The sequence below is a fragment of the Pseudomonas sp. S2_B07 genome, from assembly GCF_054668435.1.
The window spans coordinates 5,157,185-5,183,920 of record NZ_CP162769.1 but is presented as its reverse complement, the minus strand read 5'-3'; the positions used below and the strand labels follow the sequence as shown (position 1 = coordinate 5,183,920).

Here is a 26,736-nt window from a genome sequence, read left to right as displayed (position 1 = left end):
TTGCCATGATCCTTCATCACATCGATACTTCATAACCAATAACCATCGATCAAGGCGATAGTTCATGGCCTCTCACGAAGTGTTGCTGGCGTTTGTCCAGGCGGCGACTCAAGGCTCGTTTTCCGCAGCGGCGCGCAAGCTGGGCCGTAGCCAGTCGACCATCAGTGCGGCGGTGGCCAGTCTTGAAATCGATTTGAATCTGGTCCTGTTCGACCGCAGCAGTCGTAAACCCAGCCTGACCCCGGCCGGGCACGTGATGCTGCAACGGGCCGAGGAGATCCTGGCCGCCACCAGCCGCCTGGAAATGACCGCCAGCCAGTTGTCACAAGGCGTCGAGCCGAAACTGACCGTGGCGATTTCCGATACCTATCAATCCGACCGCTTCGAAGCGGCGCTGGGTGCGTTTGAACAGCGTTATCCGGACCTGGAGCTTGAGTGCCTGATTGCTGAATGCGATGACTTGATTGCGCTGGTGCAACGGGGGCGGGCGCAGGTGGCGTTCGCCGAAATGCAGGACAGTTATCCGCCGGATCTGGTGAGTTCGACGGTTGAGGAGCGCACGGAAATTGCGTTGTTCGTCTCCCCGGCGCATCCATTGGCGGCGCTTCATCATATTGATCAGGATGTCCTGCAACAGCACCGGGAATTGCGCCTGGCGACCATCGTCAATCCGTATGAAAGCCGGGCGAAGGGGCGTGTGTGGTCGGCGCCGAGTTATTTGATGCTGCTGGAAATGGCTCAGGGTGGCTTTGGCTGGGCGCCGTTGCCGCGCTGGCTGGTGGAGCGGTTTGGGCCGGGGTCGTTACAGGAACTGAAAGTGCGCGGCTGGCCGAAACCAGTGTTTGTCGATGCGCTGTGGTCGCGCCAGCATCCACCGGGGCCGGCGGGGAGTTGGTTGTTGCACAAGATGCTGGAATAGCGATGGGGCCCTCCAGATCACATCACTCCAACGCCTTGATCCGCGCTTCAAGAAACCGCCGCTCCGGCATTTGCTGGGTCAACTCCAAGGCTCGCTCATACGCCGCCCGCGCCTCCTCCACCCTGCCCAACTGCCGACAAAACTCCGCCCGCGCCGAATGCGCCAGGTGGTAGTCCTGCAATTCACCTCGATCCAGAATCGCTTCAACCAGGGCCAAACCCGCCAACGGTCCATCGCGCCTGGAGATCGCTGCCGCCCGGTTCAACTCGATCACCGGCGACGGCACCACCCGCAACAGCAGGTCATACAGACCGACAATCTGCAGCCAATCGGTGTCCTGCGGTGTCGCGGCCTCGGCATGCACCGCCGCAATGGCCGCTTGCAGGCAATAAGGCCCGAAGCGCTGCCGGGTCAGCGCCTGTTCGACCAAGGCGCAGCCCTCGGCGATCATCCCGGCGTCCCACAACGAGCGGTCCTGCTCATCCAGCAGGATCAACTCGCCGGTCGCCGACGTCCGGGCCTGGCGTCGTGATTCGTGCAGCAACATCATCGCCAGCAAGCCCATGACCTCCGGCTCCGGCAGCAACTCCAGCAACAATCGCCCCAGCCGGATCGCCTCGCGCGTCAGGTCTTCGCGCGTCACTTCAGCGCCGATGGACGCCGAGTAACCCTCGTTGAACACCAGGTAAATCACCCGCAGCACGCTGTCGAGGCGCTCGGGCAGTTCCGCCAGCGTCGGCACTTGATAAGGGATTTTCGCATCACGGATTTTTGCCTTCGCCCGCACGATGCGTTGAGCGATGGTGGCCGGCGCCGACAGGAACGCCCGGGCGATTTCTTCGGTGGTCAGGTCGCAGACTTCGCGCAAGGTCAGTGGCACCTGAGCGTCGGAGGCGAGTGCCGGGTGACAGCAGGTGAAGATCAGGCGCAGGCGATCGTCTTCCACGTCTTCGTCACTCCAGTCGGCCTGCTCCAGCGCCTCCAGCTGCGCGATCAGCATCGGTTGCGAAGCAATAAAACGCGTGCGCCGACGCAAGGCATCGATGGCCTTGAAGCGCCCGGTGGACACCAGCCAGGCGCGCGGATTGGCCGGCACGCCGTCACGCTGCCAGCGTTCGACCGCGATGAAAAAGGCCTCGTGCAGGGCCTCTTCGGCGAGGTCGAAATCGCCGAGCAAGCGGATCAGCGTCGCCAGGATCCGCCGCGAGTCTTCGCGGTAAACCTGCTCGACCCGGGCCTGCACCGCCTCGCCAGGCATCAGTCCGGCATGCCTTCGGTCACCAGCGTTTCCAGGCGATCAAGGCTTTGCCCCCAGCCGTCATGAAACCCCATGGCTTCGTGGGCCTGGTGATCCTCTTGGGACCAATGCATGGCACGCGCGGTGTACAGGGTTTTGCCGTCCCGCTCTTCGAGCGTCACTTCGGCCGCCATGAACGGTTTGCCCGACGGAATCCAGCCTGGGATAAACGCGTCGGTGAACACCAGCCGCTCAGGCGCGACAATCTCCAGAAACACGCCCATCGTTGGGTACTCGCTGCCGTCCGGGGCGCGCATCAAGGTGCGAAACTGGCCGCCGACCCACAGGTCCATTTCACACTCTGGCGTGGTCATGCCGTGCGGCCCCCACCATTGGGCGAGCAAGGTCGGCTCGGTCCAGGCGCGGAAGATCTTCTGGCGTGGCGCGTCGATCAGGCGGCTGATGGATAACTCGAACTCGGCAGACTTTTTTCAGCTGATTGCGGGCTCATGCACAACTCCTTTTTGGTTGTTGTTATTCAAGGATTCAACTGACGAACGGGACGCACCTCGACGCAGCCGACCCGGGCCGCCGGGATGTTGCCGGCGACCTGGAGCGCTTCATTGAGGTCCTTGGCATCGATCAGGTAGAAGCCGGCCAACTGCTCCTTGGTTTCGGCGAACGGACCGTCGGTGATCGACATCTTGCCGTTACGCATGCGCACGGTGGTGGCGGTCTGCACCGACTCCAGTGCCTCGGCCGCGAGCATCCGGCCGCCGCTCTGGATCGACTCGGCGTAGGCCATGCACTCGGCGTCGTTCGGGCTCTCGGGCAGCGAGTGCAAGGTGTGCTCGTTGCTGTAGACCAGGCATAGGTATTTCATGTGGCTCTCCTGAATCGAACGGATCAACTATGGCTGCAGATTGACGCGTTGGCGAAATTCCCGACGATCAGGGCTCCAGATTGAACAGCGCAGCGCCACTGGCCATGTCGAACGGGGCCGACCAGTGTTCGTGGACAATCCGCCATTGCCCGGCGTCGCGACGGTAGCAAGCGGTCACGCGCATCCAGCAGGCCTGGGTTTCACCCTTGTCGTTGGTGCCGCCACAATGGGCCAGCCAATGGGCGAAGGCGATGTGCTCGTCCGCCAAGATGTTCATGTGAGCGAAGTCGAACTTATGCGGGCCCTGGCACATTTCCATGCACTCCAGCCAATGCGCGCGGTAGGCGGTTTTGCCACGAAATTGCAAGGCTTTGACCGCGTCGTAGGAGACGATGTCCTCGGCATACAGGGCCATGATTTCGTCGACATCCTTGGAGATGACGGCCTGGCGATAAGTGTTGATCAGGGTCTCGATTTCGTGAGTGGCACTCATGGTGGTTCTCCGTGTTTTTTGTGTGAAGACACCCTTAGTCGTTTGGCAAAAAGCCAAATCGACAGTCGAAATAAAAATAATCCATCGGCGCAAACTCGCTAGAATCCGAGGCTCATTCATGTGGGAAAAGGACACTCCAGTGACAGCCCGTCTCGTGCCTTACGAAAGCCTGAACGCGCGCCAGCGCCAGCAGGTCGAGGCCATCGAAGTACACAAGGAACAAATCAGGTTCAGCGGCGACATTCACGGTGCATTGCACACCTTGCTGTCCAAACCCGGCCCCGGCGTCAAAGGATTTGCGCTGCTGGTCGAGGATGCTCCGGTGGCCTTCCTGCTGCTCAAGCGCCCGCCGGTGTTACCGGCCTGGGCCGATGAACACAGCGCCACGCTGCATGCGTTGCAAGTCGATCAATGTGCTCAGGGAAAAGGCTATGGCAAGGCTTGCCTGCAAGCGCTGCCCGAGGTGGCGCGACAGGCGTTTCCGGAGATAAAGGGGCTGGAATTGTCGGTGGATGCGGACAATGAGTCGGCCATCGCGCTGTATGCAAAATTCGGCTGGGTGGATAGCGGCGAGGCCTACAAGGGCCGGATTGGGTATGAGCGGCGAATGGGCCTGGTTTTCTGAGGCTCTACTGACCCAACACCAGGCCCATGTTGGAGTGAGCCTGCTCGCGATGGCAATTTGACAGTCACCTCACTGTTGAATGTGTAGACGCTATCGCGAGCAGGCTCACTCCTACGGGGGGATCTTCGTAGGTCTTACAAATCCAGCACCATCTCATGCCACGCCATCCCGCCATGGTCCGAAGCCGACGGTTTGATGTAGGCAAAGCCAAACCCGGCATACAGCGGAACATGCCGCTCCTTGCACATCAGGTGGATATGGGTTTTGCCCAGTGCACGCATCCGCTCAATGAACTCACCCATCAACCGCTTCGCCAGCCCCTGCCCCTGATAGTCCGGGTGCACCACCACCGACATGATCACCACATGCGGGCCGGCCGGGTCGTGGCCGATCAGCTCCTTGAACGCTTCATCCGACATCTCCACCTGAAACGCCGCACCGGAATTGATGAAACCGGCTACAACGCCGTCGACTTCAGCCACGATGAAACCCTCGGGCCAGGTGGCAATGCGGGTGGCGATTTTCTCGCGGGTGGCGGCCTCGTCACCTTCGTAGGCAACGGTTTCGATGGCGTAGCAGCGGTCCAGGTCAGTGGCGGTGACGTTGCGGATGAGGGTGTTCATGGCGGCTCGGAATCAGCGTGGGAAAGGCTGCGAATCATAGTTGAATAAGGTGTTCATATCGATCACTGCCTGTGCCGTAAAGCCTGCGTATAGGCGCTTTCATTGCTCAAAGGTTCGGATTATTGATGGAGCCGGTCTCAGGACATCAATAGGGGGAACACACCATGAGCAGCGTTCAGATCGGTCTTCTTATGTTGTTGGGCATCAGCACGTTTGGCTTCATCACCTTGTCGATCGACCTGATGCGCGCGCGCCGGATGAAGCAGGGTAAATGACACGTCGAGAGGCGGACCCATGGTCCGCCCCTCGCTGTAATCATTCGGATTTGAGCGGCAGCCAGATTTCCAGCACGCCGGTGTTGAGCTTGGGGTTGAAGTCTTCGCTGTAGCGTTCGAACTCCGGGGCGTCCGCCGCCTCTTTGCCGGACTGCGGCAACCAGGTTTTCCAGATGTACTGAAAGGTCTGGGGCAAGGTATCCAGCGATCCCTTGTGCTCGAATACGGCGTAGTGCTGCGGTTGAACCTCGACCCAGCGGTACTTATCCGGCAGGTCGTCGAGCTTTTCGATTTCGACGCCGGCGATGTATTCGAATCCGCCCTTGCCATCCGGATTGCAGCAGATGCCGTAGGTCACTTCGCCTTTTTGACCGGGAATCTGGCCAATCTCGGGAATGAATTTTTCCCAAAGGTCGGGGATCTTTTTTGTCGTCTCCGCTGTAAATAGGCCACCCAGCCCTGCAATGAGCAAAAAATGCCCATGTACGAAGCGGGGCTCGGCTGGTTTCACGCCTGTTTGCTCATCCATGGCTCAACTCCTGTGGCTTAAAAATGGGTTCGGCTGGGAGTATAGAAGCCAAACCCGATTCGCCCAGTTACAGGGCGTGCAACTGTTCCACGGCCGCCGAGCCAACAAACTCGTTGTACCCCGATAGGATCACGTAGACCGCGAAATAGCAGAAGATCGCTGCCGATGCCATGTATGAGTAGCGCAGCAGTTTGTCACCCAGCAACTTGCCGCCATGGCTCGCGGCAAAGCACAAACCGGCACTCCAGAGCAGCCCGGCACAGAGGAATCCGCCGAGAAACAGCGCGGAGCTGAGCGCACCACCGCCACCGGAACGGGCGATCAGCGTGCCGCCCACCGCCGCGAACCACAGGATGGCGCTGGGCGAAGACATGGCGAGAAAGATCCCGCGGAAAAATTCTTTGCGATGGGAGTTCTGCCCCACCTCTTCGGCTTGCGCCAATGCCGCTTCGTGGTGAATCGCCGAATAGATCATCTTTGCCGCAAAATAGATCAGCAACGCCGAACCACCGATCCACAGCACCCAGCGCACGGTTTCGTATTGCAGCAAAACGGTCATGCCCGCCAGCGCCAGCACGGCGTAGATCAGGTCGCCGACACAGGTCCCCAAACCCAGCGCAAAGCCCTGAAAATAGCCGCGTTGCATGGCCAGGGTGATCATCGCGATGTTGGCCACGCCGATATCCAGGCACAACGAAAGGCTCAGCAAGAAGCCGCTGCTAAATTCCATCAACCGATTTCCTTCGGAAAAAATTGTTTACACACTCGCTGGACAGTGTGCCACGACTGCCCTTATCTTCCGCAACAGGCCACCGCAGTGGCCAGCGTCGCTCGGACGGTTCCGGGCGCTCACGTTATCCGAGGCAACAATGGCCGAACAAGGTTCGCCGCGCCGCTTTGCGCGCATAGATCGACTCCCCCCTTACGTATTCAACATCACTGCCGAGCTGAAGATGGCCGCCCGTCGTCGTGGCGAAGACATCATCGACTTCAGCATGGGCAACCCTGATGGGCCTACTCCGCCGCACATCGTCGAAAAACTGGTGACGGTTGCCCAGCGCGAAGACACCCACGGCTACTCGACGTCCAAAGGCATTCCGCGCCTGCGCCGGGCGATTTCCAATTGGTACAAGGATCGCTACGAGGTCGACATCGACCCGGAAACCGAAGCCATTGTCACCATCGGTTCCAAGGAAGGCCTGGCGCACCTGATGCTGGCCACCCTGGATCAGGGCGATACCGTGCTGGTGCCGAACCCGAGTTATCCGATTCACATCTACGGTGCCGTGATTGCCGGCGCCCAGGTGCGTTCGGTACCGCTGATTCCGGGCGTGGATTTCTTCGCCGAACTGGAACAGGCGATTCGTGGCTCGATCCCGAAACCGAAAATGATGATCCTCGGCTTCCCGTCCAACCCTACCGCGCAATGCGTGGAGCTGGACTTCTTTGAACGGGTGATCGCCCTCGCCAAGCAGTACGACGTACTGGTGGTGCACGACCTGGCCTACGCCGACATCGTCTATGACGGCTGGAAAGCTCCGTCGATCATGCAAGTGCCGGGCGCCAAGGACATCGCGGTGGAGTTTTTCACCCTGTCCAAGAGTTACAACATGGCGGGTTGGCGGATCGGTTTCATGGTCGGCAACCCGGAACTGGTCAACGCCCTGGCACGGATCAAGAGTTACCACGACTACGGCACGTTCACCCCGCTGCAAGTCGCGGCGATTGCGGCGCTGGAAGGCGATCAGCAATGCGTCAAGGACATCGCCGAGCAGTATCGGCAGCGGCGCAACGTGCTGGTCAAAGGCCTGCATGAGCTGGGCTGGATGGTCGAGAACCCGAAAGCGTCGATGTACGTCTGGGCCAAGATTCCCGAGGCGTATGCGCACCTGGGCTCGCTGGAGTTCGCCAAGAAGCTGCTGGCCGAGGCCAAGGTCTGCGTCTCGCCGGGCGTGGGGTTTGGTGAGTACGGGGATGATCACGTGCGCTTCGCGCTGATCGAAAACCAGGACCGGATTCGTCAGGCCGTGCGCGGGATACGCGGGATGTTCAGGGCGGATGGCTTGGTCACCAAAAACTAGCGCCTGACACATAACACTGTGGGAGCGAGCTTGCTCGCGATGAGGGCTTAACATTCAACGAAGAGGTTGAATGTTAGTCAGTCATCGCGAGCAAGCTCGCTCCCACATTAGTTTCGGGGTGATCACAAGAGCTGTGTCACCACCTGTGTTTTTGCTTAAACAAACATCGACAGCAGCAGGATAAAGCCCAGCGCAACCACGGACAGGATGGTTTCCATCGCGGTCCAGGTCTTGAAGGTTTCTGCCACGGTCATGTTGAAGTACTGCTTCACCAGCCAAAAACCCGCGTCGTTGACGTGAGACAGGACCAACGAACCGGCACCGGTGGCCAACACCAGCAGCTCACGGTTCACACCCGGAATCATCCCCACCACCGGCACCACAATGCCCGCGCCGGTAATGGTCGCCACAGTCGCCGAACCGGTTGCCACGCGGATCACCGCCGCCACCAGCCACGCCAGCAGGATCGGCGAGATCTGTGCGTTCACCGCCATGTGGCCGATCACGTCACCCACGCCGCTGGTCACCAGCATCTGCTTGAAGCCACCACCGGCACCGATGATCAGAATGATCGCGGCAGTCGGCGCGAGGCTCGAATCGAGCCACTTCAGAATGCGTTTCGAGTCGATGCCCTGACGGTGACCGAAGGTGTACAGCGACAGCAGCAACGCCAGCAACAGCGCCGAGATCGGGTGGCCGATCAGGTCCATGAAGGAGCGGGCGAAATTGCCTTCTGGCAGTACCACATCGGCAAAGGTCTTGAGCAACATCAGGAACACTGGCAGCAGCACAGTGATCAGCGTGATGCTGAAGCTTGGCAGGTCGGCCGAGTCAGGCTCGCGCGCCAGTTGATCCACCAGTTCCTGGTTAGGATGGCCGGGGATGTATTTGGCAATGAATGTACCGAAGATCGGGCCGGCAATGATGGCCGTTGGCAGCGCCACAATCAGACCGTAGAGAATGGTTTTACCGATGTCGGCACCGAACACGCCAATGGCCAGCAACGGCCCCGGGTGCGGCGGAACCAGGCCGTGCACGGCGGACAGACCGGCCAGCAGCGGGATACCGATCTTGATAATCGACACGCCGGTACGGCGCGCAACGATGAACACCAGCGGGATCAGCAGCACGAAACCGATTTCGAAGAACAGCGGAATGCCGACCAGGAACGCCGCGAACATCATCGCCCACTGCACTTTGTCTTTGCCGAACGCGCGAATCAGCGTCTGGGCAATCTGATCCGCCCCGCCCGACTCGGCCATCATTTTGCCGAGCATGGTGCCCAGCGCGAGGATGATCCCGACAAAACCGAGCACGCCACCGAAACCGTCCTGGAACGCTTTGATAACGGTACCGATCGGCATGCCGGAGGTCAGCCCGAGAAAGGCAGCGGCGATGATCAGGGCAATGAACGGGTGGAACTTGAACTTGGTAATCAGGAATATAAGCCCGATCACCGTGACCACTGCATCAAGCAGCAGGAACGTCTCGTGGGACATGCCAAACATTAGGGGTGTCTCCTGGTTGTTGTTGTTATTAAAGCGGGTAATTCGCGAGCCATCAGGACAGCGCTATCTTTTTTGGCAACACTCATACGGCCTGTTTCAGGCCGTGTGCCTGCCACCAGACATGCGCCTGCGACGCCAGTTGCTCGACGCTGTAGGTCGATGCATCCAGCGCCAGGGTCAACGGCTCGCCCACGGGGGATTCGAGGGTGGCGAACTGGCTGTCGATCAGGGTCGAAGGCATGAAGTGCCCTGGCCGGTGCGACACACGCTCGGCGGCGACTTCAGGGGTCAGCTCAAGAAACACGAAGCCCAGGCCCGGCAAAGCGCTGCGCAACACTTCGCGGTAGCTGTGTTTGAGGGCCGAGCAGGTCAGCACCGGGCGTTCGCCCTTGGCGTCGACGCGGCGCAGTTCATCGCACAGGCTGTCGAGCCAGCCGGCACGGTCCTGGTCGTTCAGGGGGATACCCGCGCTCATCTTTTCGATATTGGCGGCAGGGTGGAAAGTATCGCCTTCAATGGCAGTGGCGCCGCTGAGTTGGCACAAGGCCTCGCTGACGCATGTCTTGCCGCAACCGGCAACGCCCATGATGACCAGGGCGGTGATGGGATGATTCATGTAACACCTCAGCGCGCAGACAGCGCTACCTTTGACAGCTATGACACTCGATCAAAAGTAGAAGTTGCCGACGCCTTCTTGTCATTTTTGTGGGTTGCAGCATTTTCGTCCCAGTGCCAAAAAGCGAGGTTCAGGCAAAACTCGCTTACGCATTTGCAGCCGCTTCGGGACAGCGCTACCTTAGTGCCTTGAATTTTGTTTGGCAAGCCGCCCGATGACCTCCCCTAAAAACGATAAAAATACCCGCACCACTGGCCGCCCTACCCTCAATGAAGTAGCCCGACTGGCCGGGGTCAGCCCGATTACCGCCTCCCGTGCGTTGCGCGGCGTCAGCACCGTGGCCGCCGAACTGGTAGAAAAAGTCCAGAAAGCCGCGCTCGAACTCAACTACGTGGTCAACCCCGCCGCCCGCGCCCTGGCCTCGGCGCAGAGCCATTCGGTGGTGGTTTTGGTGCCATCGCTGTCCAACCTGTTGTTCATCGACACACTGGAAGCCATTCATCAGGTGCTTCGCCCCAAGGGCTTCGAAGTGCTGATCGGCAACTTCCATTATTCACGCGATGAAGAAGAAAACCTGCTGCGCAACTACATGGCCTATCAACCTCGCGGCTTGCTGCTGACCGGTTTCGACCGCACTGAAAGTTCGCGACGGATGATTGAAGCCAGCAACATTCCCTGCGTGTACATGATGGAACTGGACAGCGCGGCGGGTGTGAATTGCGTGGGTTTCTCGCAACTGGCCGCCGGCGAAACGGCGGCCGAACATTTGCTGTCCCGTGGTCGCAAGCGCCTGGCCTACATTGGCGCGCAACTGGACCAGCGCACCTTGCTACGCGGCGAAGGGTTCCGCAAAGCCCTGCAGAAGGCCGGGTTGTACGACCCGGGTCTGGAAGTGCTGACCCCGCGTGCCTCCTCCGTCGGATTGGGCGGCGAGCTGTTTCTGCAACTACTGGCCAGTCACCCCGATGTCGATGCGATCTTCTTCGGCAACGACGACCTGGCCCAGGGCGCACTGCTTGAAGCCCTGCGCCATGGCATCAAGATCCCGGAACAAGTCGCCATCCTCGGTTTCAACGACCTGCCCGCCTCGGCGCACATGGTGCCGCGCCTGAGCAGCATCAATACGCCGCGCGAGGCCATTGGCCGACGTTCGGCGGAGTTGATGTTGACGTTGCTGGCGGGGAATTCGGTGGCTAAACCGGTGCAGGATATGGGGTTTGAACTAAAAATCCGGGAAAGCACATAACCCCCCTGTAGGAGTGAGCCTGCTCGCGATGGCGGAGTGTCAATCAACAGGGATTTGACGGAGAGACCGTTATCGCGAGCAGGCTCTCTCCTACAGGGGATCAGCGTTGGCACAGCGATTCGACAAACGCCAACGCGCCTTTCTGCAACGGCTGGCTCTTGAGCCAAACGGCATGCACCGGCAACTCCAGACCATTCTCGATGTTGCGAAAGTTCAGGCGCTTGAGCCTTCCGGCATCGAGTAGCGGCTGGACCACAGACACCGGAAAGTTACCCCAACCCAATCCCGCTTCGACCATCTCCAGCGCCATCGCCAACGTGTCGGTGCGCCAGTAAGACTCGCCCACCAAGGGCCGGGTTTCGCTGATCGGCAGATCGCGGCTGGCGACGATAATTTGCCGGACATTGACCAGATCCTCGAGAAACAAATCCCGCCCTTGAAACATCGGGTTGTTCGCCGCGAGCGTGGCGATCATCCGCTCCGTGCCGACAAACTGAAACCGCTCCAGCGCATTCATGCTGAGCCCGGCGAAGGCCAGGCACACGCTGACCCGGCCGCTGTGCAGCATGGCCAACACATCATCCTGCGGCGCACTGAGCACTTCGACTTCCAGCAGTGGATGACGCTCGGCAATCACCTTGATCGCCGCCATCAAACGCCCCTTGTCGATGTCCGCCACCACGCCGATCGACAACTTGCTCTCCAGCCCCAGCGATAACTCGATCGCATGCACTTGCAGGTGTTTGAGTTGCTCGGCGATCAGTCGTGCGTGCGGCACCAGCGCACTGGCCATGGCGGTGGGCACCGGTTCGCGATGACTGCGGTCAAACAGCGGATAACCCAGTTCAGCCTCCAGGTTGGCGATGCCCATGCTCACGGCCGACGGGACTTTCCCCAGCGCCCGGGCAGCGGCTGAAAACGAGCCGCGTTCGATCACCGCAAGAAACAACTCGATGCTGTCGCTGTTGAAATTCATCCACCGTCCTATCAATAAAACTGAAAGCTACTGACTTTTTCTGTCACGACTATTGAAGCTATCTTTCGCCGCCTTCGCCAGTGCTGCTGGTTTCAAGTTCGCAAGAAAGAGGCAAATCCCCATGCAAGGCGTTAAACGCAAACTGGTCTATGTATCGTTGTATGAAGTCATCGGCATGACGTTTTCGGCACTCGGCCTGGCGCTGTTGTCCGGCACTTCCCCAGGCAGCACCGGCCCCTTGGCGGTGATCATCACCACCCTCGCCGTGACCTGGAATTTCATCTACACCTCGCTGTTCGAGCGTTGGGAAAGTCGCCAGTTATCACGCACCCGCACCGTTAAACGGCGCATCGTCCATGCCGTGGGTTTTCAACTAACCTTGATAGTGTTTCTCATCCCGTTGATTGCCTGGTGGATGAACATCAGTCTGGTGCAAGCGTTCCTGCTGGACTTGGCATTGATTATTTTCATCCCGTGCTACACCTTTGCGTTCAACTGGTTATTTGATCGCACGTTTGGTTTGCCAACGTCGGCGCTGCCGGATCCGGTTTGAAAACGGAGTAGCTCAATGGAACATGCACTGAAGATTCTCGGTAAGGCGTCGTCGATCAACGTCAGAAAAGTCCTGTGGACCTGTGAGGAACTGGGCGCTACCTACGAGCGTGAGGACTGGGGCAGCGGTTATGCGTCGACCCACACGCCGGAGTTTCTGCGCCTGAACCCCAATGCACAGGTGCCGGTGATCATCGATGAGGCAGGCGTGTTGTGGGAGTCGAATACCATCTGCCGCTACCTGGCCGGCAAACACCAAAATACCGATCTGCTGCCGCATGACCCGGCGGCGCGTGCGCGGGTGGAGCAGTGGATGGATTGGCAAGCCACCGAGCTCAACCCCTCCTGGAGCTACGCGTTTACCGCGTTGGTGCGCAAGGACCCGGAGTTTCAGGACCCGCACCGGATTGCCGTCGGCGTGCGAGGCTGGAACCAGAAAATGGCCCTCCTCGAACACCAACTCGCGACCACCAAAGCCTATGTCGCCGGGCCTCGTTTTACCCTGGCCGACATTGTCATCGGGCTGTCGGTCAACCGCTGGCTGATGACCCCGATGGAGCGGCCGGACTTCCCCGCCATCGACGAATATTTCCAACGCCTGGCACAACGCCAGGGTTTCCTGAAACACGGCTGTAACGGCTTGCCGTGACGGCGCGGTCGAACGCTGCCGCCTGACGGCAACTCCTGACCGCTATTACCCCCTCAAGCCCCGTAAATATGGGTATCAAGCGACGGCACGCTAATTGCTCCTGCCCTCCGGTCAGCAATTACCTACAGGCTATTCATCATGTTGGTCAGTGCAAAACAAACACAAATGGTCCCTCTGCCCAAGCGTCCCGGCGAAGACCCGAGTGCTGAAGCCGCCGCCGGGCTGCAAAGCGGCATGCAGGGCGCGATGCTGCAAGCGCTGCAAACCAATGTTCAGGCGCAGGTCCAGGCGTCCGCGACCCAACAAACCACGCAGCAAGTGAACGAGGCGAGCAAGATCAGCGACAACATCGATGAAGCCTTTGCCAAGACCCGCGTGGCGCTGCAAGCAGCCGATCCGTCGAAAGTGCCGGCCGACATTCAAGGCAACTCCACCGACAGTTCGGCAATGACCGACTTCAAGGACTACATGAGCAAAACGCCGGAACAGCGGCTGCGCGACAGTATTCTGAAAGACATGGGCATTACCGAAGAAGACTTGAAAGCCATGCCGCCGGAGAAACAACAGGCCATCGCGCAAGAGATTGCCGATCGCATGCAAGACAAGATGAAACTGGCGCAGGCCGAGAAAGAAACCAGCAGTAGCGAAAAAAGCGGCACTCAAGTAGTCGACAAGTTTCTGGCATCGCTTTAACCCGCGAGCATAAAAAAGGGTCCCTCTACCGGGACCCTTTTTCATTTTTACCGTGGTCAGTTCAATTGCAAGGTCGAGTTGAACTGTCTGATTGCATCGACGACATGCCGCGAGCCTACAGTGCTCAACCAGAGCCCCAATCGGTCACTGGCCAGAACAATACTGAACCAGCCGCCGTACACGCCGATCAACAACAGCCAGGTCGGCCATTCGGTGCGGGCCGTCAGGCGTTGACGCAGGGTGTCGATTTCTTCTCGGTGGGCAGTATCGAAGTAATGGGGCATGGCGTTGCTCAGATCGGGGACCAGTCCCCTTCTGTGCAGTTGCCTTGGGACATCTTGCAGATTATTCGGTTAGTTCGTTAAACCTGCAGCAGGAGCCCGATTGCCGGGCTCCCTTGTCGCGGGATCAGTGACCGAACACATCCACCTTCTTGGCCTTCTTGTCCGCGCGCTTTTCATCGGCGGTTTTCGCCGGCTTTTTCTTCGCTGCTTTCTTTGAATCCATGCCTTTGGCCATGATACGTACTCCACTCATACGGGATGTGAGATCAGGTATACACCTATCCCTGCGCGTACGTTCTTTTATAATCGCCCGCTTTGCACACCGACAGTCCAGACCCATGCCCGACACCCAGTACACCCTGCTCGACGAGCCGTTATGGCCCCTGATGAACAAATTTTATCGCGCGCACCAATCGCCGATGAAAGCCGTGCGCGATGCTCGGTTATGGGTGGCACGACGCAATGAGATTGTGGCGGCGCTGTGTTTGCGACCGGTGGCGGGCGGGTATTGGTTGACGGGGTTGTTTGTTGACCCGACCTGTCGCGAACAGGGGATTGCCGGCGAGTTGATTACGGCAGCGGTCAAGGACCTCGACCTTCCGGTGTGGCTGTTTTGCCATCCGGATCTGCGTGGCTTTTATGAACGTCGCGGCTTTACCTTCGATCCGCAGATGCCGTACGCCATGGTGGAGCGGTTGAGTCGTTATGCGCGCAGCAAGCCGATGATTGCGATGGGGCTGGAGCTAGGCAAACCGCTCATTCAAGACTTGTGAAAATCCAATGTGGTGGTCTTAGTCGTCAGCGTTCGGATCAAGGTCCGGGAACATGACTTCGGTAAACCCGAACTTGCTGAAGTCGGTAATGCGCGACGGGTACAAACGGCCGATCAGGTGATCGCATTCATGCTGCACCACCCGCGCATGGAAGCCTGAGGCGATGCGCACGATGGGTTGGCCCTTGGGGTCGACACCTTCGTAGCGAATCTGCTGATAACGGTCCACGGCGCCGCGCAGGCCCGGCACGGACAGGCACCCTTCAAACCCCTCTTCCAGCGTCGGGCTCAACGGTGTGATCAGTGGATTGATCAGGATGGTTTGCGGCACCGCCTCGGCGTCCGGGTACCGTTCACTGTGCTCGAAACCGAAGATCACCAGTTGCAGGTCGACCCCGATCTGCGGCGCAGCCAGGCCGACGCCGCCAACGCTTTCCATGGTCTGGAACATGTCGTCGATCAACTGCCACAACTCGGGGCTGTCGAACATCTCGGCCGGTACCGGCGGGGCAACGCGCAGCAGGCGCTCATCGCCCATTTTCAGAATTTCACGGATCATTTGGTGACTTCGTCAGTGGAGGGATGGACCGAGTGATCGCGCCCCAATCCCGAAACGTGGTGTTTTTGATGGTCGTGGCCGTGTTCGCCAGGAACCTTCTCGCCGGGGTCCTTGCCTTCGCTCGACATGTGCTCGATGACCGCGTTCATCTCCGCGCCGAGCAACAGCACCGCGGCGGAAATGTAGAAGTACAGCAACAGCACGATGATCGCGCCGATACTGCCATACATGGCGTTGTAGTTGGCGAACTCCTTGACGTACAGACCGAAGCCCACAGAGGCACAGATCCACACCACCACCGCCAGTACCGATCCCGGCGTGATAAAGCGAAACTCCTGTTTGACGTCGGGCATGACGTAATAAATCACGGCCACCGCGACCATCAGCAGAATCACCACCACCGGCCAGCGCACGATGGTCCAGAGGGTCACGATGAAGTCTTCGAGGCCGACCTGCGCGGCGATCCAGCCCATCAACTGCGGACCGAGCACCATCAGCGCGGCGGCGACCAGCAGCATGCCGGCGATGCCGACGGTGTAGATGATCGACAACGGGAAGCGCTTCCACGCCGGCCGGCCTTCGACCACATCGTAGGCCGCGTTCATCGCGCTCATCATCAGCCGCACACCGGCGGAGGCGGTGTACAGCGCAATCACGATACCCACCGAGAGCAATCCACCCTTGGATTGCTGGAGCTGGTCAATGACCGGGTTGACCTGTTCCAGCGCCTGGGGCGGCAAGACCAGTTCCGATTGCAGGCGCAGCCAGGAGAAAAAGTCCGGCAGGTGCAGGAAACCGATCAGGGCAATCAGGAACAAAATGAAGGGAAACAGCGAGAACAACATCTGATAGGCCAGCGCCGAGGCATAGGTCGACATTTCATCGTCGATGAACTCGGTGACCGTGCGCACCATCACACGGTGCAGGGGCAGGCCTTTCATGTCCGGGAAAATCATTAGCGTCTCCTTTCGCCGCAAGATTGGGGTTGAAGTCGTGGCGACTCAGGGGCCGTTTGCTACATCAAAGTAGCCTACTTGGCGACTTTGAAACAATTTCCGCGCTCAAGTTCAGGCTGACACAAAAACGGCCATCCGAGGATGGCCGTTCGTGATCATCGTCAAAGGCCGAATCAAGCCTTGTCGACGCCTTTCTTGATGGCGTCTTTGGCTTTGCCTATAGCTTGCTGAGCCTCGCCTTTCTTTTCCTGCACTTTGCCTTCAGCTTGCAGGCGGGTGTTGTCAGTGGCCTTGCCGACACCTTGCTTGACGTTGCCGACGGCTTCGTTGGCCATGCCTTTTACTTTATCGCCAGTGCTGCTCATGGTGTTGCTCCTGTGAACAAATCAATGAGAAAAGTCGTTACACAAGGATTGACCGGGGGCGTTTGCAGGGAGTTTCATTTATTTTGTACGGCACATTTCGTCGATCTTGGCAGGTTGGGCTTTATGTTTGCCGACCAACCCCCGAGAATGCGCAACGTATTCAGGCCATGGCGCTGAAGATCCAATCCCGTAGGAATGTTATGAAACTCGATAAAAAGCAGGCCATTGCCCGCAGAAACCAGGAACTTGGCGGTGCCGTGCTTGGCGTCAATAACTGCCATTTCACCGAATTGAACCGCAACCGCAACATCTGGTGGTTCGATATCCCGGTCGCGCGCCTGGCCATTGGTCAGTACGAATGGGTTCACTTGCTGATGCACACGCCGGACACCGACGAGCTGCTGCACCTGAAAGTGCCGACCGTGTTCCTGCGCGAGAAGCTTGAAGGCCTGGTGGTGCGCAATGAAGGCAAGCGCAAGGCGGCCTTGAGCCTGGAGCTGAGTGCCGACAAGGACTCGTTCCTGCAGGACATGCGCCCGGCGGGTACCAACGTCAATTTCGCGCCGTTCCGCCTCTGAAAGCGAAAGCCTGCTCGCGATAGCGGTCTGACAGTCAAAGAAGATTTGGCAGACAAAAAAAGCCCCGCATCTGCGGGGCTTTTTTGTTGTTACGCGCCGACCTTTTTCGCGGCGATTTTCTTCAGTTCTTCGTCGCGCAACTCGCGGCGCAGAATCTTGCCGACGTTAGTGGTCGGCAGCGCGTCGCGGAACTCGACGGCACGCGGCACCTTGTAGCCGGTGACGTTCGCACGCATGTGCTCCATCACTTGCTCTTTGGTCAGCGTCACGCCCGGTTTGGCGACGATGAAGATCTTGATCGCCTCGCCCGACTTCTCATCCGGCACACCTATGGCCGCACATTGCAGCACGCCCGGCAGGGTCGCGAGCACGTCTTCCAGTTCGTTCGGGTACACGTTGAAACCGGAAACCAGGATCATGTCTTTCTTGCGATCGACAATACGCATGTAGCCGTCCGGCTGGATCAGCGCGATGTCACCGGTCTTCAACCAGCCTTCGCTGTCGAGGATTTCATCGGTGGCTTCCTGGCGCTGCCAGTAGCCTTTCATCACCTGCGGACCTTTGACGCACAGTTCGCCGATTTCACCCAACGGTTGCTCCACGCCAGCATCGTCGATGACTTTGCAGCGGGTCGAAGGGACCGGAATACCGATGGTGCCGATCTGGATGTGCTGGATCGGGTTGACGGTGGCCACTGGACTGGTTTCGGTCATGCCATAACCTTCGCAGATGGCGCAGCCGGTGACCGCTTTCCAGCGTTCGGCGGCAGCCAGTTGCAGGGCCATGCCACCGGACAGGGTGACTTTCAGCGCCGAGAAGTCCAGCTTGCGGAAACCTTCGTTATTGCACAGGGCCACGAACAACGTGTTGAGGCCGACAAAACCGCTGAACTTCCACTTCGACAGTTCCTTGACCATCGCCGGCAAGTCGCGCGGGTTGCTGATCAGGATGTTGTGGTTGCCGATCAGCATCATCGCCATGCAATGAAAGGTGAACGCATAGATGTGATAAAGCGGCAACGGCGTGATCAGGATCTCGCAACCTTCATTAAGGTTGGAGCCCATCAGCGCCTTGCATTGCAGCATGTTTGCCACGAGGTTGCGGTGGGTCAGCATCGCCCCTTTTGCCACGCCGGTGGTGCCGCCGGTGTATTGCAGCACCGCGACATCGCTGCTGGCCGGGTTGGCTTCAGCCACTGGCTGGCCATGGCCCTTGCTCAGCACGTCGTTGAATTTGATGGCCTTGGGCAAGTGATACGCCGGGACCATCTTCTTCACGTACTTGATGACGCTGTTGATCAACAGGCGCTTGAGCGGCGGCAGCAAGTCGGCCACTTCGGTGACGATCACGTGCTTGACGCCGGTTTTCGGCACGACGGTTTCCGCCAGATGCGCCATGTTGGCCAGGCAGACCAGGGCTTTGGCACCGGAATCGTTGAACTGGTGTTCCATTTCCCGCGCGGTGTACAGCGGGTTGGTGTTGACCACGATCAGCCCGGCGCGGATGGCACCGAAGACGGCGACCGGGTACTGCAACACGTTGGGCAACTGCACGGCGATTCGATCGCCCGGCTGCAAGTCGGTATGCTGTTGCAGGTAAGCGGCAAAGGCACCGGACAATTCGTACAGTTCACCGTAGGTGAGTGTCTTGCCCAGGTTGCTGAATGCCGGCTTGTTGGCGAAGCGTTGGCAGGATTGCTTCAACACTGCCTGAATATTCGGGTACTCGTCTGGATTGATCTCGGCAGCGATCCCAGCTGGGTACTTATCCTTCCAAAAGTCTTCGATCATGGAAGCCCACTCCTCAGCAACGCGAATTCAGCACCGCATTTGATGCGATTATTATTGGTGTGTGTTTTATCGGTGAGTCTGGCTTTTTACTAGGCCGAGAAGTCACAAAGCGCGCCGAGAGTAGCAGCTTTGCCAAGGGTCGACCAGAGCCAAAAGCGGCCTCTATGGTCACAATTGTGACTCAAGAATAACCGGCAGTCATTTTAGAGCAAAAAACCTATAAAGCCTTTGAAGCCCCGAAAACAGGAGCTTTCCAGCCCCTAAAAGCATCGCGGGCAAGCCATGCTCCTACAAGGATCAGCGATGATCTTGTGGGAGCGTGGCTCGCCCGCGATCCGCGCAAAGCGCGGCCATTCAATAATTAAGCGATATCGCGCAACTCCCGCCGCAGAATCTTCCCGACCGGTGTCATCGGCAACGACTCACGCAACACGATGTGCTTGGGCACTTTGTACGCCGTGAAGTTTTCCTTGCAGTACGCCTTCAGCTCTTCAAGGCTGACCCCCGCTTCACGGGCCACTACAAACAACTTCACCGCCTCCCCCGAACGCTCGTCCGGCACACCGATGACCGCACAGTTGGCGACTCTCGGGTGAGCCATCACCACGTCTTCAATCTCGTTCGGGTACACGTTGAAACCCGAGACGATGATCATGTCTTTCTTGCGATCGACGATGCGCACAAAACCGTCCGGGTCGATTACCGCAATGTCGCCGGACTTGAACCAGCCCTCGGCATCCAGCACTTCGGCGGTGGCTTCCGGTTTCTGCCAGTAGCCCTTCATGATCTGCGGGCCCTTGATGCACAGTTCGCCGCGCTCGCCCAATGGCTGCTCGACGCCGTCATCGTTGATCACTTTGAGCGTGGTGCCCGGCACCGGCAGGCCGACCGTGCCGATCCGCGATTGATCGCCGTACGGGTTGGTACAGGCCACTGGCGACGTTTCGGTCAGGCCGTAACCTTCGGTGATGCGGCAACCGGTCATCTGCTCCCAACGCTCGGCGGTGGCCTTGACCAGCGCCGTGCCGCCGGAGTTGGTCAGCTTGAGGCTGGAGAAATCCAGGGTCTTGAAGTCCGGGTGATCCATCAAGGCAACGAACAGCGTGTTGAGCCCCAGCAACGCCGAGAACCGCCAGTTCTTCAGCTCCTTGATGAAGCCGCCAATGTCGCGCGGATTGGTGATCAGCACGTTGTGGTTGCCGGTCACCATCATGCACATGCAATTCGCCGTGAAAGCATAGATGTGGTACAGCGGCAGCGGCGCGATCATCACCTCCTGCCCTTCGCGCAGCAGCGGTTGACCGTCAGCGCCGAACTGCCCAAGGCATGCCCGCGCCTGTTGCATGTTCGCCACCAGGTTGCCGTGGCTCAGCATTGCGCCCTTGGCCAAACCGGTGGTGCCGCCGGTGTATTGCAGCACGGCGATGTCGCCGAGGCTGACTTTCAGCGGCTTGATCCCCAGGCCACGTCCCATGTGCAGCGCGTTCTTGAACGAAATGGCCTGCGGCAACGAATACGCCGGGACCATTTTCTTGACCTTGCTGACCATGGTATTGACCAGCCAGCCCTTGGCGGCAGGCATCAGGTCGCCCATTCGCGCTTCGATCAGGTACTGGATGTCAGTGTCGGGCAGCACTTCCTGGACCTTCTGCCCGAACATGTTCAGGTACACCAGCGCCCGCGCGCCGGAATCCTTGAACTGATGACGCATCTCCCGCGCGGTGTACAACGGGTTGGTGTTGACCACGATCAGCCCGGCGCGCAAGGCACCGAACACGGCAATCGGGTAATGCAGGACGTTAGGCATCTGCACCGCGATGCGATCCCCCGGCACCAGGTCGGTGTGGGCTTGCAGGTACGCGGCGAAGGCCAGGCTCTGGCGTTCCAGTTCGGCGTAGGTCAGGGTCACGCCCATGTTGCTGAAGGCCGGGCGATCAGCAAATTTCTTGCAGGAACGCTCGAACACCTCAATCACCGACTTATAGGCCCCAAGATCGATGTCCAGGGGCACGCCGGCCGGGCGTTTGTCATTCCAGAAATCAGGTTGCATTGTTCTTGTCCTCTTTACCTGAGCCTATCCGGGCCGCTTTTCTGTCACTTCTAAAAAACCTGAAGCGAAAGGCGGGGCTCCACGGACACTAGCAGTTATGGCGATTCAGGCAAATACAGCCAACGCCGTCATTGACCGCGTGAATCTTCCTGCCGTGGCGCGGCCTGATCAGACGGCAAGCGCGGGATGCGCTATACAATGCAACCACGCCCATGCCACATGCAGCCCCATGCAAAGGAATCGCCATGATCCACGACACATTCTGGCTGACCGCGAGTGACCACAGCCGCCTCTTCGTCAACCAGTGGCTGCCCGCCTCGCCGTTAAAAGCCGTGATCCTGCTGGCCCATGGCATGGCCGAACACAGCGCTCGCTACGCCCGGCTGGCGGAAAAATTCTGCGAGCAAGGCTACGGCGTGTATGCACCGGATCTGCGTGGACATGGCAAAACTGCCGAAAACGGCACGCTGGGCCATTTCGCCGATGACGATGGCTGGTGCAAAGTCGTCGGCGACCTCGCCAGCCTCAACCAACACATCGGCCAGCATCATCCTGGCGTGCCCATTGTGTTGCTCGGTCACAGCATGGGCAGCTACATCGCCCAGGCTTATCTGCTGCATCACAGCGCCAGCCTGCACGGCGCGGTGCTTAGCGGCTCGAACTTCCAGCCCGTGGCGCTCTATCGCGCGGCGCGGCAGATCGCCCGCCTGGAGAAGTTGCGCCAGGGGCCCAAGGGCCGTAGTGCGCTGATTGAATGGCTGTCCTTCGGTTCGTTCAACAAACAATTCAAACCGGCGCGCACCCGTTTCGACTGGCTCAGTCGCGACCCGGCAGAAGTGGATATGTACGCCAACGACCCGCTCTGCGGCTTCCGTTGCACCAACCAGCTGTGGATCGATTTGCTCGGTGGGTTGCAGCAAATCAGCAAAGCGTCCAATCTCGCCCAGATCGATCCGGGCCTGCCGCTGCTGGTGATTGGCGGCGAATGTGATCCGGTGAGCGAAGGCAAACGTCTGAAAGATCTGGCTGACGCCTTGCGTGCGGCAGGCAGCCAGAACCTGCACCTGACGATTTACCCGCAGGCGCGGCATGAACTGTTCAATGAGAGCAACCGCGAGGAAGTGATCAACGACGTGTTGCAGTGGATTGCCCAGGCCCTCAGCCACCGCCGGCCACCCCGGTCGGAATAGTTTTTTTGTGGATTCATTTATTCGTCACAGGAATCGAGACAGATGACCCAGGTTACCAACACCCCTTACGAAGCCCTCGAAGTCGGCCAGACCGCCAGCTACAGCAAAAAGGTCGAGGAGCGCGACATTCAGTTGTTCGCTGCAATGTCCGGCGATCACAACCCGGTGCACCTGGACGCCGAATTCGCGGCAGGCACCATGTTCAAGGAGCGCATCGCCCATGGCATGTTCAGTGGCGCGCTGATCAGCGCCGCCGTGGCGTGCGAGCTGCCTGGGCCGGGGACGATCTATATTGGCCAGCAGATGAGCTTTCAGAAACCGGTGAAAATCGGCGACACCCTGACCGTACGCCTGGAAATCCTCGAGAAACTACCGAAGTTTCGTGTACGCATTGCCACTCGCGTGTTCAACCAGAACGATGAGTTGGTGGTCGACGGCGAAGCCGAGATCCTGGCACCGCGCAAGCAGCAGACCGTGACGTTGCCGACATTGCCGGCGATCAGCATCGGCTAATCGACCAGGCATAAAAAACGCCAGACTGGCTGGCGTTTTTTGGCAGGCAACGAACGCTTACGAGCGTGCGCGAGCCTGGTTACGCAGGGCTTTCACCTGGTCATGATTACGTTGCACGCCGTGGTACTGACGTTCAACCAGATCACGAATACCCACCAGGTTGTGTTTGTTGATTTTCTCCATGGCTTCGCGGTAAGCCTTCAGCGCGTGGTCTTCACCGCGTTCGGCTTCGTTCAGAACGGCTTCTTCGTCTTTGCCGGTGAACATCGACTTCACGTCGACCCAACGACGGTGCAAGTCGCCGCTGACACTGGTAGAAGTTTCCGGATCACCCCCCATCGAACGCACGGCTGATTGCAATTCAGCAGCGGCGGTGGCGCAATCGGCAGAACGCTGAACGAACAGCGTTTTGAGTTCTGGGTGCTTGATGTCTTCAGCGCAAGTCTTGAACCCTTCCTGACCGTCTTTGCTGGTTTCAATCAGGTCGTTGAGTACAGAGATGGCTTCTTTATTCATGTCGGTCATTTTTCAATTCCTTGCGGGTTGATGAAAGATGCAATGACTGTTGCACCCTGCATGCCAGCTTCTGACCGATTATTTATTCGTTATTTTTCAATCAGTTATATAAAACAGCAAAATCTGTATCCGTTTTTTTTGCATGATCTGTCAATTGGCCTGCATGCAGAATGCCTGTATTTTCCAGACGCATAGAATCAAGACGACCCACTGATGAACCCTGAAAAACTCGAACTGCTGATCACTCGCGAAATGCCCTTCGGCAAATACAAGGGCCGGATCATTGCCGACCTGCCCGGCCAGTACCTGAACTGGTTTGCCCGGGAAGGATTTCCCCATGGCGAACTCGGTGGCTTGCTGGCCTTGATGCAGGAAATCGACCACAACGGCTTGTCGGAACTGCTAGACCCCCTGCGCGCCAAACACGGCAAACCTGCGCCCCGCCATTGATCCTGACCCGAGTAGCCCATGCCCGATAACACCCGCCGCGCCCGTGATGAATCCTTCTGGAAGACCTTTGCCGATCGCTACGCCGTCGAACCCGGCCCGATCAACCTGGAAAACGGTTACTTCGGGCGCATGTCGCGAACGGTGGTCGAGGAATACCAGCGCAACATCGAGCTCATCAATCGCAGCAACTCGGTGTATGTCCGCCAGCGCTTCGAACAGGGTGAAATCCTGCAGATCCGCGCGCAACTGGCCGAGTTGGTGGACGTGCCCGCCGAAGCCGTCGCCCTGACCCGCAACGCTTCGGACGGCATGCAATCGTTGATCCGCAACTACAACCGCCTGCAACCGGGCGATCAAGTGCTGTTCAGCGATCTGGAATACGACACCGTCAAAGGCGCGATGCGTTGGCTGGCGCGCAATCGCGGGGTCGAGGTGATCGAAATCAATCACGCCCACCCCGCCAGTTTCGACAGTTTGCTGGCCAGCTACCGCGACGCTTTTGCGCGTTATCCCAAACTCAAACTGATGGCCCTGACTCACGTCACCCACCGCACCGGCCTGGTGATGCCGGTGCAGGCGATTGCCGCCGCCGCCAAGGAACACGGCGTCGATGTGATCCTCGATGGCGCCCACGCACTGGGGCAGATTGACTTCAAGCTCGATGAACTCGGTGTCTCGTTCGCCGGCTTCAACCTGCACAAATGGATCGGTGCGCCGCTGACCCTGGGCTTCATCTACATCGCGCCCGAGCGCCTGGCCGATATCGACCCGGACATGGGCGAGGTGCATTTCCCGGTCACCGATATTCGAGCACGCACGCCGTACAGCACACCCAATATTCCGGCGCTGCTGACCTTGCCGCTGGTGTTCGAAGAACATCAGGCCATGGGCGGGTCCGCCGCCAAAAGTGCCCGGCTCAACTACTTGCGCAATCTGTGGGTGCGCGAAGTGCGCGAACTCCCGGGGATCGAAGTGATGACGCCGGATGATCCTCGCTTGTATTGCGGCATCACGTCGATGCGTTTCACCCGACAAGCCGATCAACAACCGATGGTCGAGCGACTGCTCAACGACTACAACCTGTTTACCGTCATGCGCAGCGGTGCCGCGAGTGGTCCGTGCATTCGCATCACCCCGGGCCTGACCACCACCGCCGTACACATGCAACTGCTGGCCCGGGCGCTGAGCGAACTGCGCTGAGGTCATACGGTGTACTTGTCGAAATCCTCGGGCTTGATGTGCGATGACACCGCGAAGGTGTCGATGCCAATGGTCGTGGCGCCGAAGAAGCCATCTTCATTCGAATCCCGGCTGAGGGTGTGCACGTTCAAGGTCGACGCTTCGCCGCTGTGGTGCTTGTAGTAAACGTCTTCATCGTTGGTCAGCGCCAAGGACTTGCGACCGCTGTACTCACGTGAATTGAGGACCGAGCGCGACGCCACCTCGGGCAAGTACAACTGGCCGACCCAGGCGACATGCCGTTCTTCCAGGTAATTGTTGCCGGCGGTGATGCGCACGGCGACGTGAATGTGCAGCGCACGGCCGGCGTAGAACCCCGGATAGACCGTGGTAAACCGCACGACGCCTTGCCTGTCGGTGAACTGCCCGCCTCGCAGGTAGGTGTCGTCGTCGGTGCGCGGGACCGAGCCGATGTCACCGTTGTCCACTTCCTTGTCTGGATCAATCCTGCTCCAGCCCGAATAAAACCCTCGCGCATTGCAATGCCAGATATCGACCAGCGCGCCGGTGACAGGTTGCCCGGTCATGGCATCAACGATTTGCAGGCGCAGCACCAGGGGAACACCATCGGCGCCTTCGCTGATGTTGCGCCGGATCAGTTTCGGATTGCGGAAATACGGGCCGGGGATCTGCTCAGGAGATAGCAGGTAAACCGGTGATGCGGGTGCAACTGAGGTGTTGTCGTCCATGACGTTCTCTCTTCCATAAGAAGCGTGCAGATTAACGTCGGGCGAGTGGTGAGGTGCGGTAACTATGTATCGCTCGAGGAAGACCTGTAGCAACTGCCGAAGGCCGCTATAAGGAATTTCGATGGCCAGTTTTTTGCGGGCAAAAAAAACGGTGCACCGACCAAGCGCACCGTAAAGCCGTAGAACACACAACGAAGTGTCAGGTAAAGCGGATCAGTCCAGCAGCGCCAAGGCCTCGGCGGTGCATTCCTGAATGCGGGCCCAGTCGCCGTTCTTGATCCACTCCGGATCAAGCATCCAGCTACCGCCCACGCACATCACGTTTTTCAACGCCATGTAGCTCTTGATGTTGGCCGGGCCGACGCCACCAGTCGGGCAGAATTTCACTTCGCCGAATGGACCGCCGAGGGCCTTGATGGCCGCGACGCCGCCGCTGACTTCCGCCGGGAACAGCTTGAAGCGGCGATAGCCCAGGCCATAGCCTTCCATGATGCCGGAGGCGTTGCTGATCCCCGGCAACAGCGGGATCGGGCTGTTGACGCTGGCTTCAAGCAAATCACGGGTGATGCCCGGTGTGACGATGAACTGCGAACCGGCCGCTTCGGCGGCGGCGAGCATGTGGCGATCGAGCACGGTGCCGGCACCGGTCATCAGTTCCGGACGCTGTTCGCGCAGGATCTGGATGGCCTTGAGGCCGAACTGCGAACGCAGGGTCACTTCCAGGGCGGTCAGGCCACCGGCGGCCAGGGCGTCGGCCAGTGGCAGCACGTCCTGCTCGCGAGCGATGGTGATCACCGGCAGAATCCGCGCCTTGGCGCAGAGGCTGTCGATCAGGGCAACTTTGTCCGCCATGGATACGGTCGGGGATGGGGTTGTCATA

Annotated in this window: 31 protein-coding genes and 1 pseudogene; 13 read left to right on the top strand and 19 right to left on the bottom strand. The window is 59.1% G+C overall.

Annotated elements, in window-relative coordinates; all coding sequences use genetic code 11:
* Nucleotides 1-64: 64 nt before the first annotated feature.
* A complete protein-coding gene (locus tag AB4N43_RS23900; RefSeq protein ID WP_059182283.1) occupies nucleotides 65-919 on the top strand; it encodes a LysR family transcriptional regulator in 855 nt (284 codons plus the stop codon).
* Nucleotides 920-941: 22 nt separating this feature from the next.
* On the opposite strand, the gene AB4N43_RS23895 is transcribed toward AB4N43_RS23900, so the two are convergent.
* From AB4N43_RS23895 to AB4N43_RS23880, 4 genes are all read right to left on the bottom strand, one after another.
* Complete coding sequence (locus AB4N43_RS23895; protein WP_027923887.1) at nucleotides 942-2,177, bottom strand: RNA polymerase sigma factor; 1,236 nt, start codon at nucleotides 2,175-2,177, stop codon at nucleotides 942-944.
* Nucleotides 2,177-2,620 (bottom strand): SRPBCC family protein, encoded by a 444-nt coding sequence (locus tag AB4N43_RS23890; protein WP_460154226.1) that lies wholly within the window; start codon nucleotides 2,618-2,620, stop codon nucleotides 2,177-2,179. Before AB4N43_RS23890 ends, AB4N43_RS23895 begins: the two co-directional genes overlap by 1 nt.
* A 74-nt stretch (nucleotides 2,621-2,694) precedes the next feature.
* Nucleotides 2,695-3,039 carry a YciI family protein gene (locus tag AB4N43_RS23885; RefSeq protein ID WP_194940643.1) on the bottom strand — a complete coding sequence of 115 codons (345 nt, stop codon included), beginning with the start codon at nucleotides 3,037-3,039 and terminating at the stop codon, nucleotides 2,695-2,697.
* A gap of 67 nt (nucleotides 3,040-3,106) precedes the next feature.
* Entirely contained in the window at nucleotides 3,107-3,532 is a 426-nt protein-coding gene (locus AB4N43_RS23880; protein WP_460152006.1) for a YybH family protein, read from the bottom strand.
* A gap of 139 nt (nucleotides 3,533-3,671) precedes the next feature.
* On the opposite strand from AB4N43_RS23880, the gene AB4N43_RS23875 reads away from it, so the two are divergent.
* Nucleotides 3,672-4,157 carry a GNAT family N-acetyltransferase gene (locus AB4N43_RS23875; RefSeq protein ID WP_460152005.1) on the top strand — a complete coding sequence of 162 codons (486 nt, stop codon included), beginning with the start codon at nucleotides 3,672-3,674 and terminating at the stop codon, nucleotides 4,155-4,157.
* A 134-nt stretch (nucleotides 4,158-4,291) separates the two neighbouring features.
* On the opposite strand, the gene AB4N43_RS23870 is transcribed toward AB4N43_RS23875, so the two are convergent.
* From AB4N43_RS23870 to AB4N43_RS23860, 3 genes are all read right to left on the bottom strand, one after another.
* Complete coding sequence (locus AB4N43_RS23870) at nucleotides 4,292-4,780, bottom strand: GNAT family N-acetyltransferase (protein WP_059182280.1); 489 nt, start codon at nucleotides 4,778-4,780, stop codon at nucleotides 4,292-4,294.
* Between the two features lie 315 nt (nucleotides 4,781-5,095).
* Entirely contained in the window at nucleotides 5,096-5,584 is a 489-nt protein-coding gene (locus tag AB4N43_RS23865) for a GyrI-like domain-containing protein (RefSeq protein ID WP_460152004.1), read from the bottom strand.
* Nucleotides 5,585-5,651: 67 nt separating this feature from the next.
* Nucleotides 5,652-6,314 carry a LysE family translocator gene (locus tag AB4N43_RS23860; protein WP_027923880.1) on the bottom strand — a complete coding sequence of 221 codons (663 nt, stop codon included), beginning with the start codon at nucleotides 6,312-6,314 and terminating at the stop codon, nucleotides 5,652-5,654.
* A gap of 139 nt (nucleotides 6,315-6,453) precedes the next feature.
* On the opposite strand from AB4N43_RS23860, the gene alaC reads away from it, so the two are divergent.
* The gene (gene alaC / locus AB4N43_RS23855) at nucleotides 6,454-7,665 is read left to right on the top strand and encodes an alanine transaminase (RefSeq protein WP_194940640.1); all 1,212 of its coding nucleotides are present in this window, start codon (nucleotides 6,454-6,456) and stop codon (nucleotides 7,663-7,665) included.
* A gap of 155 nt (nucleotides 7,666-7,820) precedes the next feature.
* Here the strand turns inward: alaC and AB4N43_RS23850 are convergent, their stop codons facing one another.
* Both AB4N43_RS23850 and AB4N43_RS23845 read right to left on the bottom strand, forming a co-directional pair.
* Nucleotides 7,821-9,173, bottom strand: a complete 1,353-nt coding sequence (locus AB4N43_RS23850) for a GntP family permease (RefSeq protein ID WP_027923878.1) — start codon at nucleotides 9,171-9,173, stop codon at nucleotides 7,821-7,823.
* A gap of 82 nt (nucleotides 9,174-9,255) precedes the next feature.
* Nucleotides 9,256-9,789 carry a gluconokinase gene (locus AB4N43_RS23845; RefSeq protein WP_027923877.1) on the bottom strand — a complete coding sequence of 178 codons (534 nt, stop codon included), beginning with the start codon at nucleotides 9,787-9,789 and terminating at the stop codon, nucleotides 9,256-9,258.
* A 214-nt stretch (nucleotides 9,790-10,003) separates the two neighbouring features.
* Here AB4N43_RS23845 and gntR point away from each other — a divergent pair, with 214 nt between their 5' ends.
* A complete protein-coding gene (gene gntR, locus AB4N43_RS23840; RefSeq protein WP_027923876.1) occupies nucleotides 10,004-11,035 on the top strand; it encodes an HTH-type transcriptional regulator GntR in 1,032 nt (343 codons plus the stop codon).
* Between the two features lie 100 nt (nucleotides 11,036-11,135).
* Here the strand turns inward: gntR and AB4N43_RS23835 are convergent, their stop codons facing one another.
* A complete protein-coding gene (locus tag AB4N43_RS23835) occupies nucleotides 11,136-12,011 on the bottom strand; it encodes a LysR family transcriptional regulator (RefSeq protein ID WP_460152003.1) in 876 nt (291 codons plus the stop codon).
* Nucleotides 12,012-12,132: 121 nt separating this feature from the next.
* Between AB4N43_RS23835 and AB4N43_RS23830 the strand changes: the two genes are divergently transcribed.
* The 3 genes from AB4N43_RS23830 to AB4N43_RS23820 all read left to right on the top strand — a co-directional run bounded on the left by AB4N43_RS23830 (nucleotide 12,133) and on the right by AB4N43_RS23820 (nucleotide 13,905).
* Nucleotides 12,133-12,564, top strand: a complete 432-nt coding sequence (locus AB4N43_RS23830) for a PACE efflux transporter (RefSeq protein ID WP_027923874.1) — start codon at nucleotides 12,133-12,135, stop codon at nucleotides 12,562-12,564.
* Nucleotides 12,565-12,579: 15 nt separating this feature from the next.
* Nucleotides 12,580-13,212 (top strand): glutathione S-transferase family protein, encoded by a 633-nt coding sequence (locus AB4N43_RS23825; RefSeq protein WP_027923873.1) that lies wholly within the window; start codon nucleotides 12,580-12,582, stop codon nucleotides 13,210-13,212.
* A gap of 138 nt (nucleotides 13,213-13,350) precedes the next feature.
* Nucleotides 13,351-13,905, top strand: a complete 555-nt coding sequence (locus tag AB4N43_RS23820) for a hypothetical protein (protein ID WP_027923872.1) — start codon at nucleotides 13,351-13,353, stop codon at nucleotides 13,903-13,905.
* A gap of 116 nt (nucleotides 13,906-14,021) precedes the next feature.
* On the opposite strand, the pseudogene AB4N43_RS23815 reads toward AB4N43_RS23820, so the two are convergent.
* A pseudogene (locus AB4N43_RS23815) lies at nucleotides 14,022-14,189 on the bottom strand (fatty acid desaturase); the annotation flags it as partial.
* A gap of 338 nt (nucleotides 14,190-14,527) precedes the next feature.
* On the opposite strand from AB4N43_RS23815, the gene AB4N43_RS23810 reads away from it, so the two are divergent.
* Nucleotides 14,528-14,962, top strand: coding sequence for a GNAT family N-acetyltransferase (locus AB4N43_RS23810; RefSeq protein ID WP_059182273.1), 435 nt, complete (start codon nucleotides 14,528-14,530; stop codon nucleotides 14,960-14,962).
* Between the two features lie 18 nt (nucleotides 14,963-14,980).
* Here AB4N43_RS23810 and def read toward each other — a convergent pair whose 3' ends face one another.
* The 3 genes from def to AB4N43_RS23795 all read right to left on the bottom strand — a co-directional run bounded on the left by def (nucleotide 14,981) and on the right by AB4N43_RS23795 (nucleotide 16,841).
* On the bottom strand, nucleotides 14,981-15,520 hold the full coding sequence (gene def, locus AB4N43_RS23805) for a peptide deformylase (protein WP_027923869.1): 540 nt from the start codon (nucleotides 15,518-15,520) through the stop codon (nucleotides 14,981-14,983).
* Nucleotides 15,517-16,476 (bottom strand): YihY/virulence factor BrkB family protein, encoded by a 960-nt coding sequence (locus tag AB4N43_RS23800; RefSeq protein WP_027923868.1) that lies wholly within the window; start codon nucleotides 16,474-16,476, stop codon nucleotides 15,517-15,519. The genes def and AB4N43_RS23800 overlap by 4 nt, the downstream gene beginning before the upstream one ends.
* A gap of 173 nt (nucleotides 16,477-16,649) precedes the next feature.
* Entirely contained in the window at nucleotides 16,650-16,841 is a 192-nt protein-coding gene (locus tag AB4N43_RS23795; RefSeq protein WP_027923867.1) for a CsbD family protein, read from the bottom strand.
* Nucleotides 16,842-17,041: 200 nt separating this feature from the next.
* Between AB4N43_RS23795 and AB4N43_RS23790 the strand changes: the two genes are divergently transcribed.
* Nucleotides 17,042-17,419: a hypothetical protein gene (locus AB4N43_RS23790; RefSeq protein ID WP_027923866.1), complete on the top strand. Its 378-nt coding sequence runs from the start codon at nucleotides 17,042-17,044 to the stop codon at nucleotides 17,417-17,419.
* Nucleotides 17,420-17,508: 89 nt separating this feature from the next.
* Here the strand turns inward: AB4N43_RS23790 and fadD1 are convergent, their stop codons facing one another.
* Together fadD1 and fadD2 are read right to left on the bottom strand one after the other, a co-directional pair.
* Complete coding sequence (gene fadD1, locus AB4N43_RS23785; RefSeq protein WP_059182272.1) at nucleotides 17,509-19,209, bottom strand: long-chain-fatty-acid--CoA ligase FadD1; 1,701 nt, start codon at nucleotides 19,207-19,209, stop codon at nucleotides 17,509-17,511.
* Between the two features lie 361 nt (nucleotides 19,210-19,570).
* Nucleotides 19,571-21,259, bottom strand: coding sequence for a long-chain-fatty-acid--CoA ligase FadD2 (gene fadD2, locus AB4N43_RS23780; protein WP_059182271.1), 1,689 nt, complete (start codon nucleotides 21,257-21,259; stop codon nucleotides 19,571-19,573).
* Nucleotides 21,260-21,504: 245 nt separating this feature from the next.
* Between fadD2 and AB4N43_RS23775 the strand changes: the two genes are divergently transcribed.
* Both AB4N43_RS23775 and AB4N43_RS23770 read left to right on the top strand, forming a co-directional pair.
* Entirely contained in the window at nucleotides 21,505-22,449 is a 945-nt protein-coding gene (locus tag AB4N43_RS23775; RefSeq protein ID WP_460152002.1) for an alpha/beta hydrolase, read from the top strand.
* A gap of 42 nt (nucleotides 22,450-22,491) precedes the next feature.
* Nucleotides 22,492-22,962 carry a MaoC family dehydratase gene (locus tag AB4N43_RS23770; RefSeq protein WP_027923862.1) on the top strand — a complete coding sequence of 157 codons (471 nt, stop codon included), beginning with the start codon at nucleotides 22,492-22,494 and terminating at the stop codon, nucleotides 22,960-22,962.
* Between the two features lie 57 nt (nucleotides 22,963-23,019).
* Here the strand turns inward: AB4N43_RS23770 and AB4N43_RS23765 are convergent, their stop codons facing one another.
* A complete protein-coding gene (locus AB4N43_RS23765; RefSeq protein WP_027923861.1) occupies nucleotides 23,020-23,487 on the bottom strand; it encodes a ferritin-like domain-containing protein in 468 nt (155 codons plus the stop codon).
* Nucleotides 23,488-23,691: 204 nt separating this feature from the next.
* Between AB4N43_RS23765 and AB4N43_RS23760 the strand changes: the two genes are divergently transcribed.
* Nucleotides 23,692-23,928, top strand: coding sequence for a DUF3820 family protein (locus AB4N43_RS23760; RefSeq protein WP_092278897.1), 237 nt, complete (start codon nucleotides 23,692-23,694; stop codon nucleotides 23,926-23,928).
* 18 nt (nucleotides 23,929-23,946) lie between these two features.
* Nucleotides 23,947-25,128, top strand: coding sequence for an aminotransferase class V-fold PLP-dependent enzyme (locus AB4N43_RS23755; RefSeq protein ID WP_027923860.1), 1,182 nt, complete (start codon nucleotides 23,947-23,949; stop codon nucleotides 25,126-25,128).
* Nucleotides 25,129-25,130: 2 nt separating this feature from the next.
* Here AB4N43_RS23755 and AB4N43_RS23750 read toward each other — a convergent pair whose 3' ends face one another.
* Together AB4N43_RS23750 and AB4N43_RS23745 are read right to left on the bottom strand one after the other, a co-directional pair.
* Nucleotides 25,131-25,856 carry an intradiol ring-cleavage dioxygenase gene (locus AB4N43_RS23750; protein WP_027923859.1) on the bottom strand — a complete coding sequence of 242 codons (726 nt, stop codon included), beginning with the start codon at nucleotides 25,854-25,856 and terminating at the stop codon, nucleotides 25,131-25,133.
* A gap of 213 nt (nucleotides 25,857-26,069) precedes the next feature.
* Entirely contained in the window at nucleotides 26,070-26,735 is a 666-nt protein-coding gene (locus AB4N43_RS23745) for a bifunctional 4-hydroxy-2-oxoglutarate aldolase/2-dehydro-3-deoxy-phosphogluconate aldolase (protein WP_007949453.1), read from the bottom strand.
* Nucleotide 26,736: the final 1 nt, after the last annotated feature.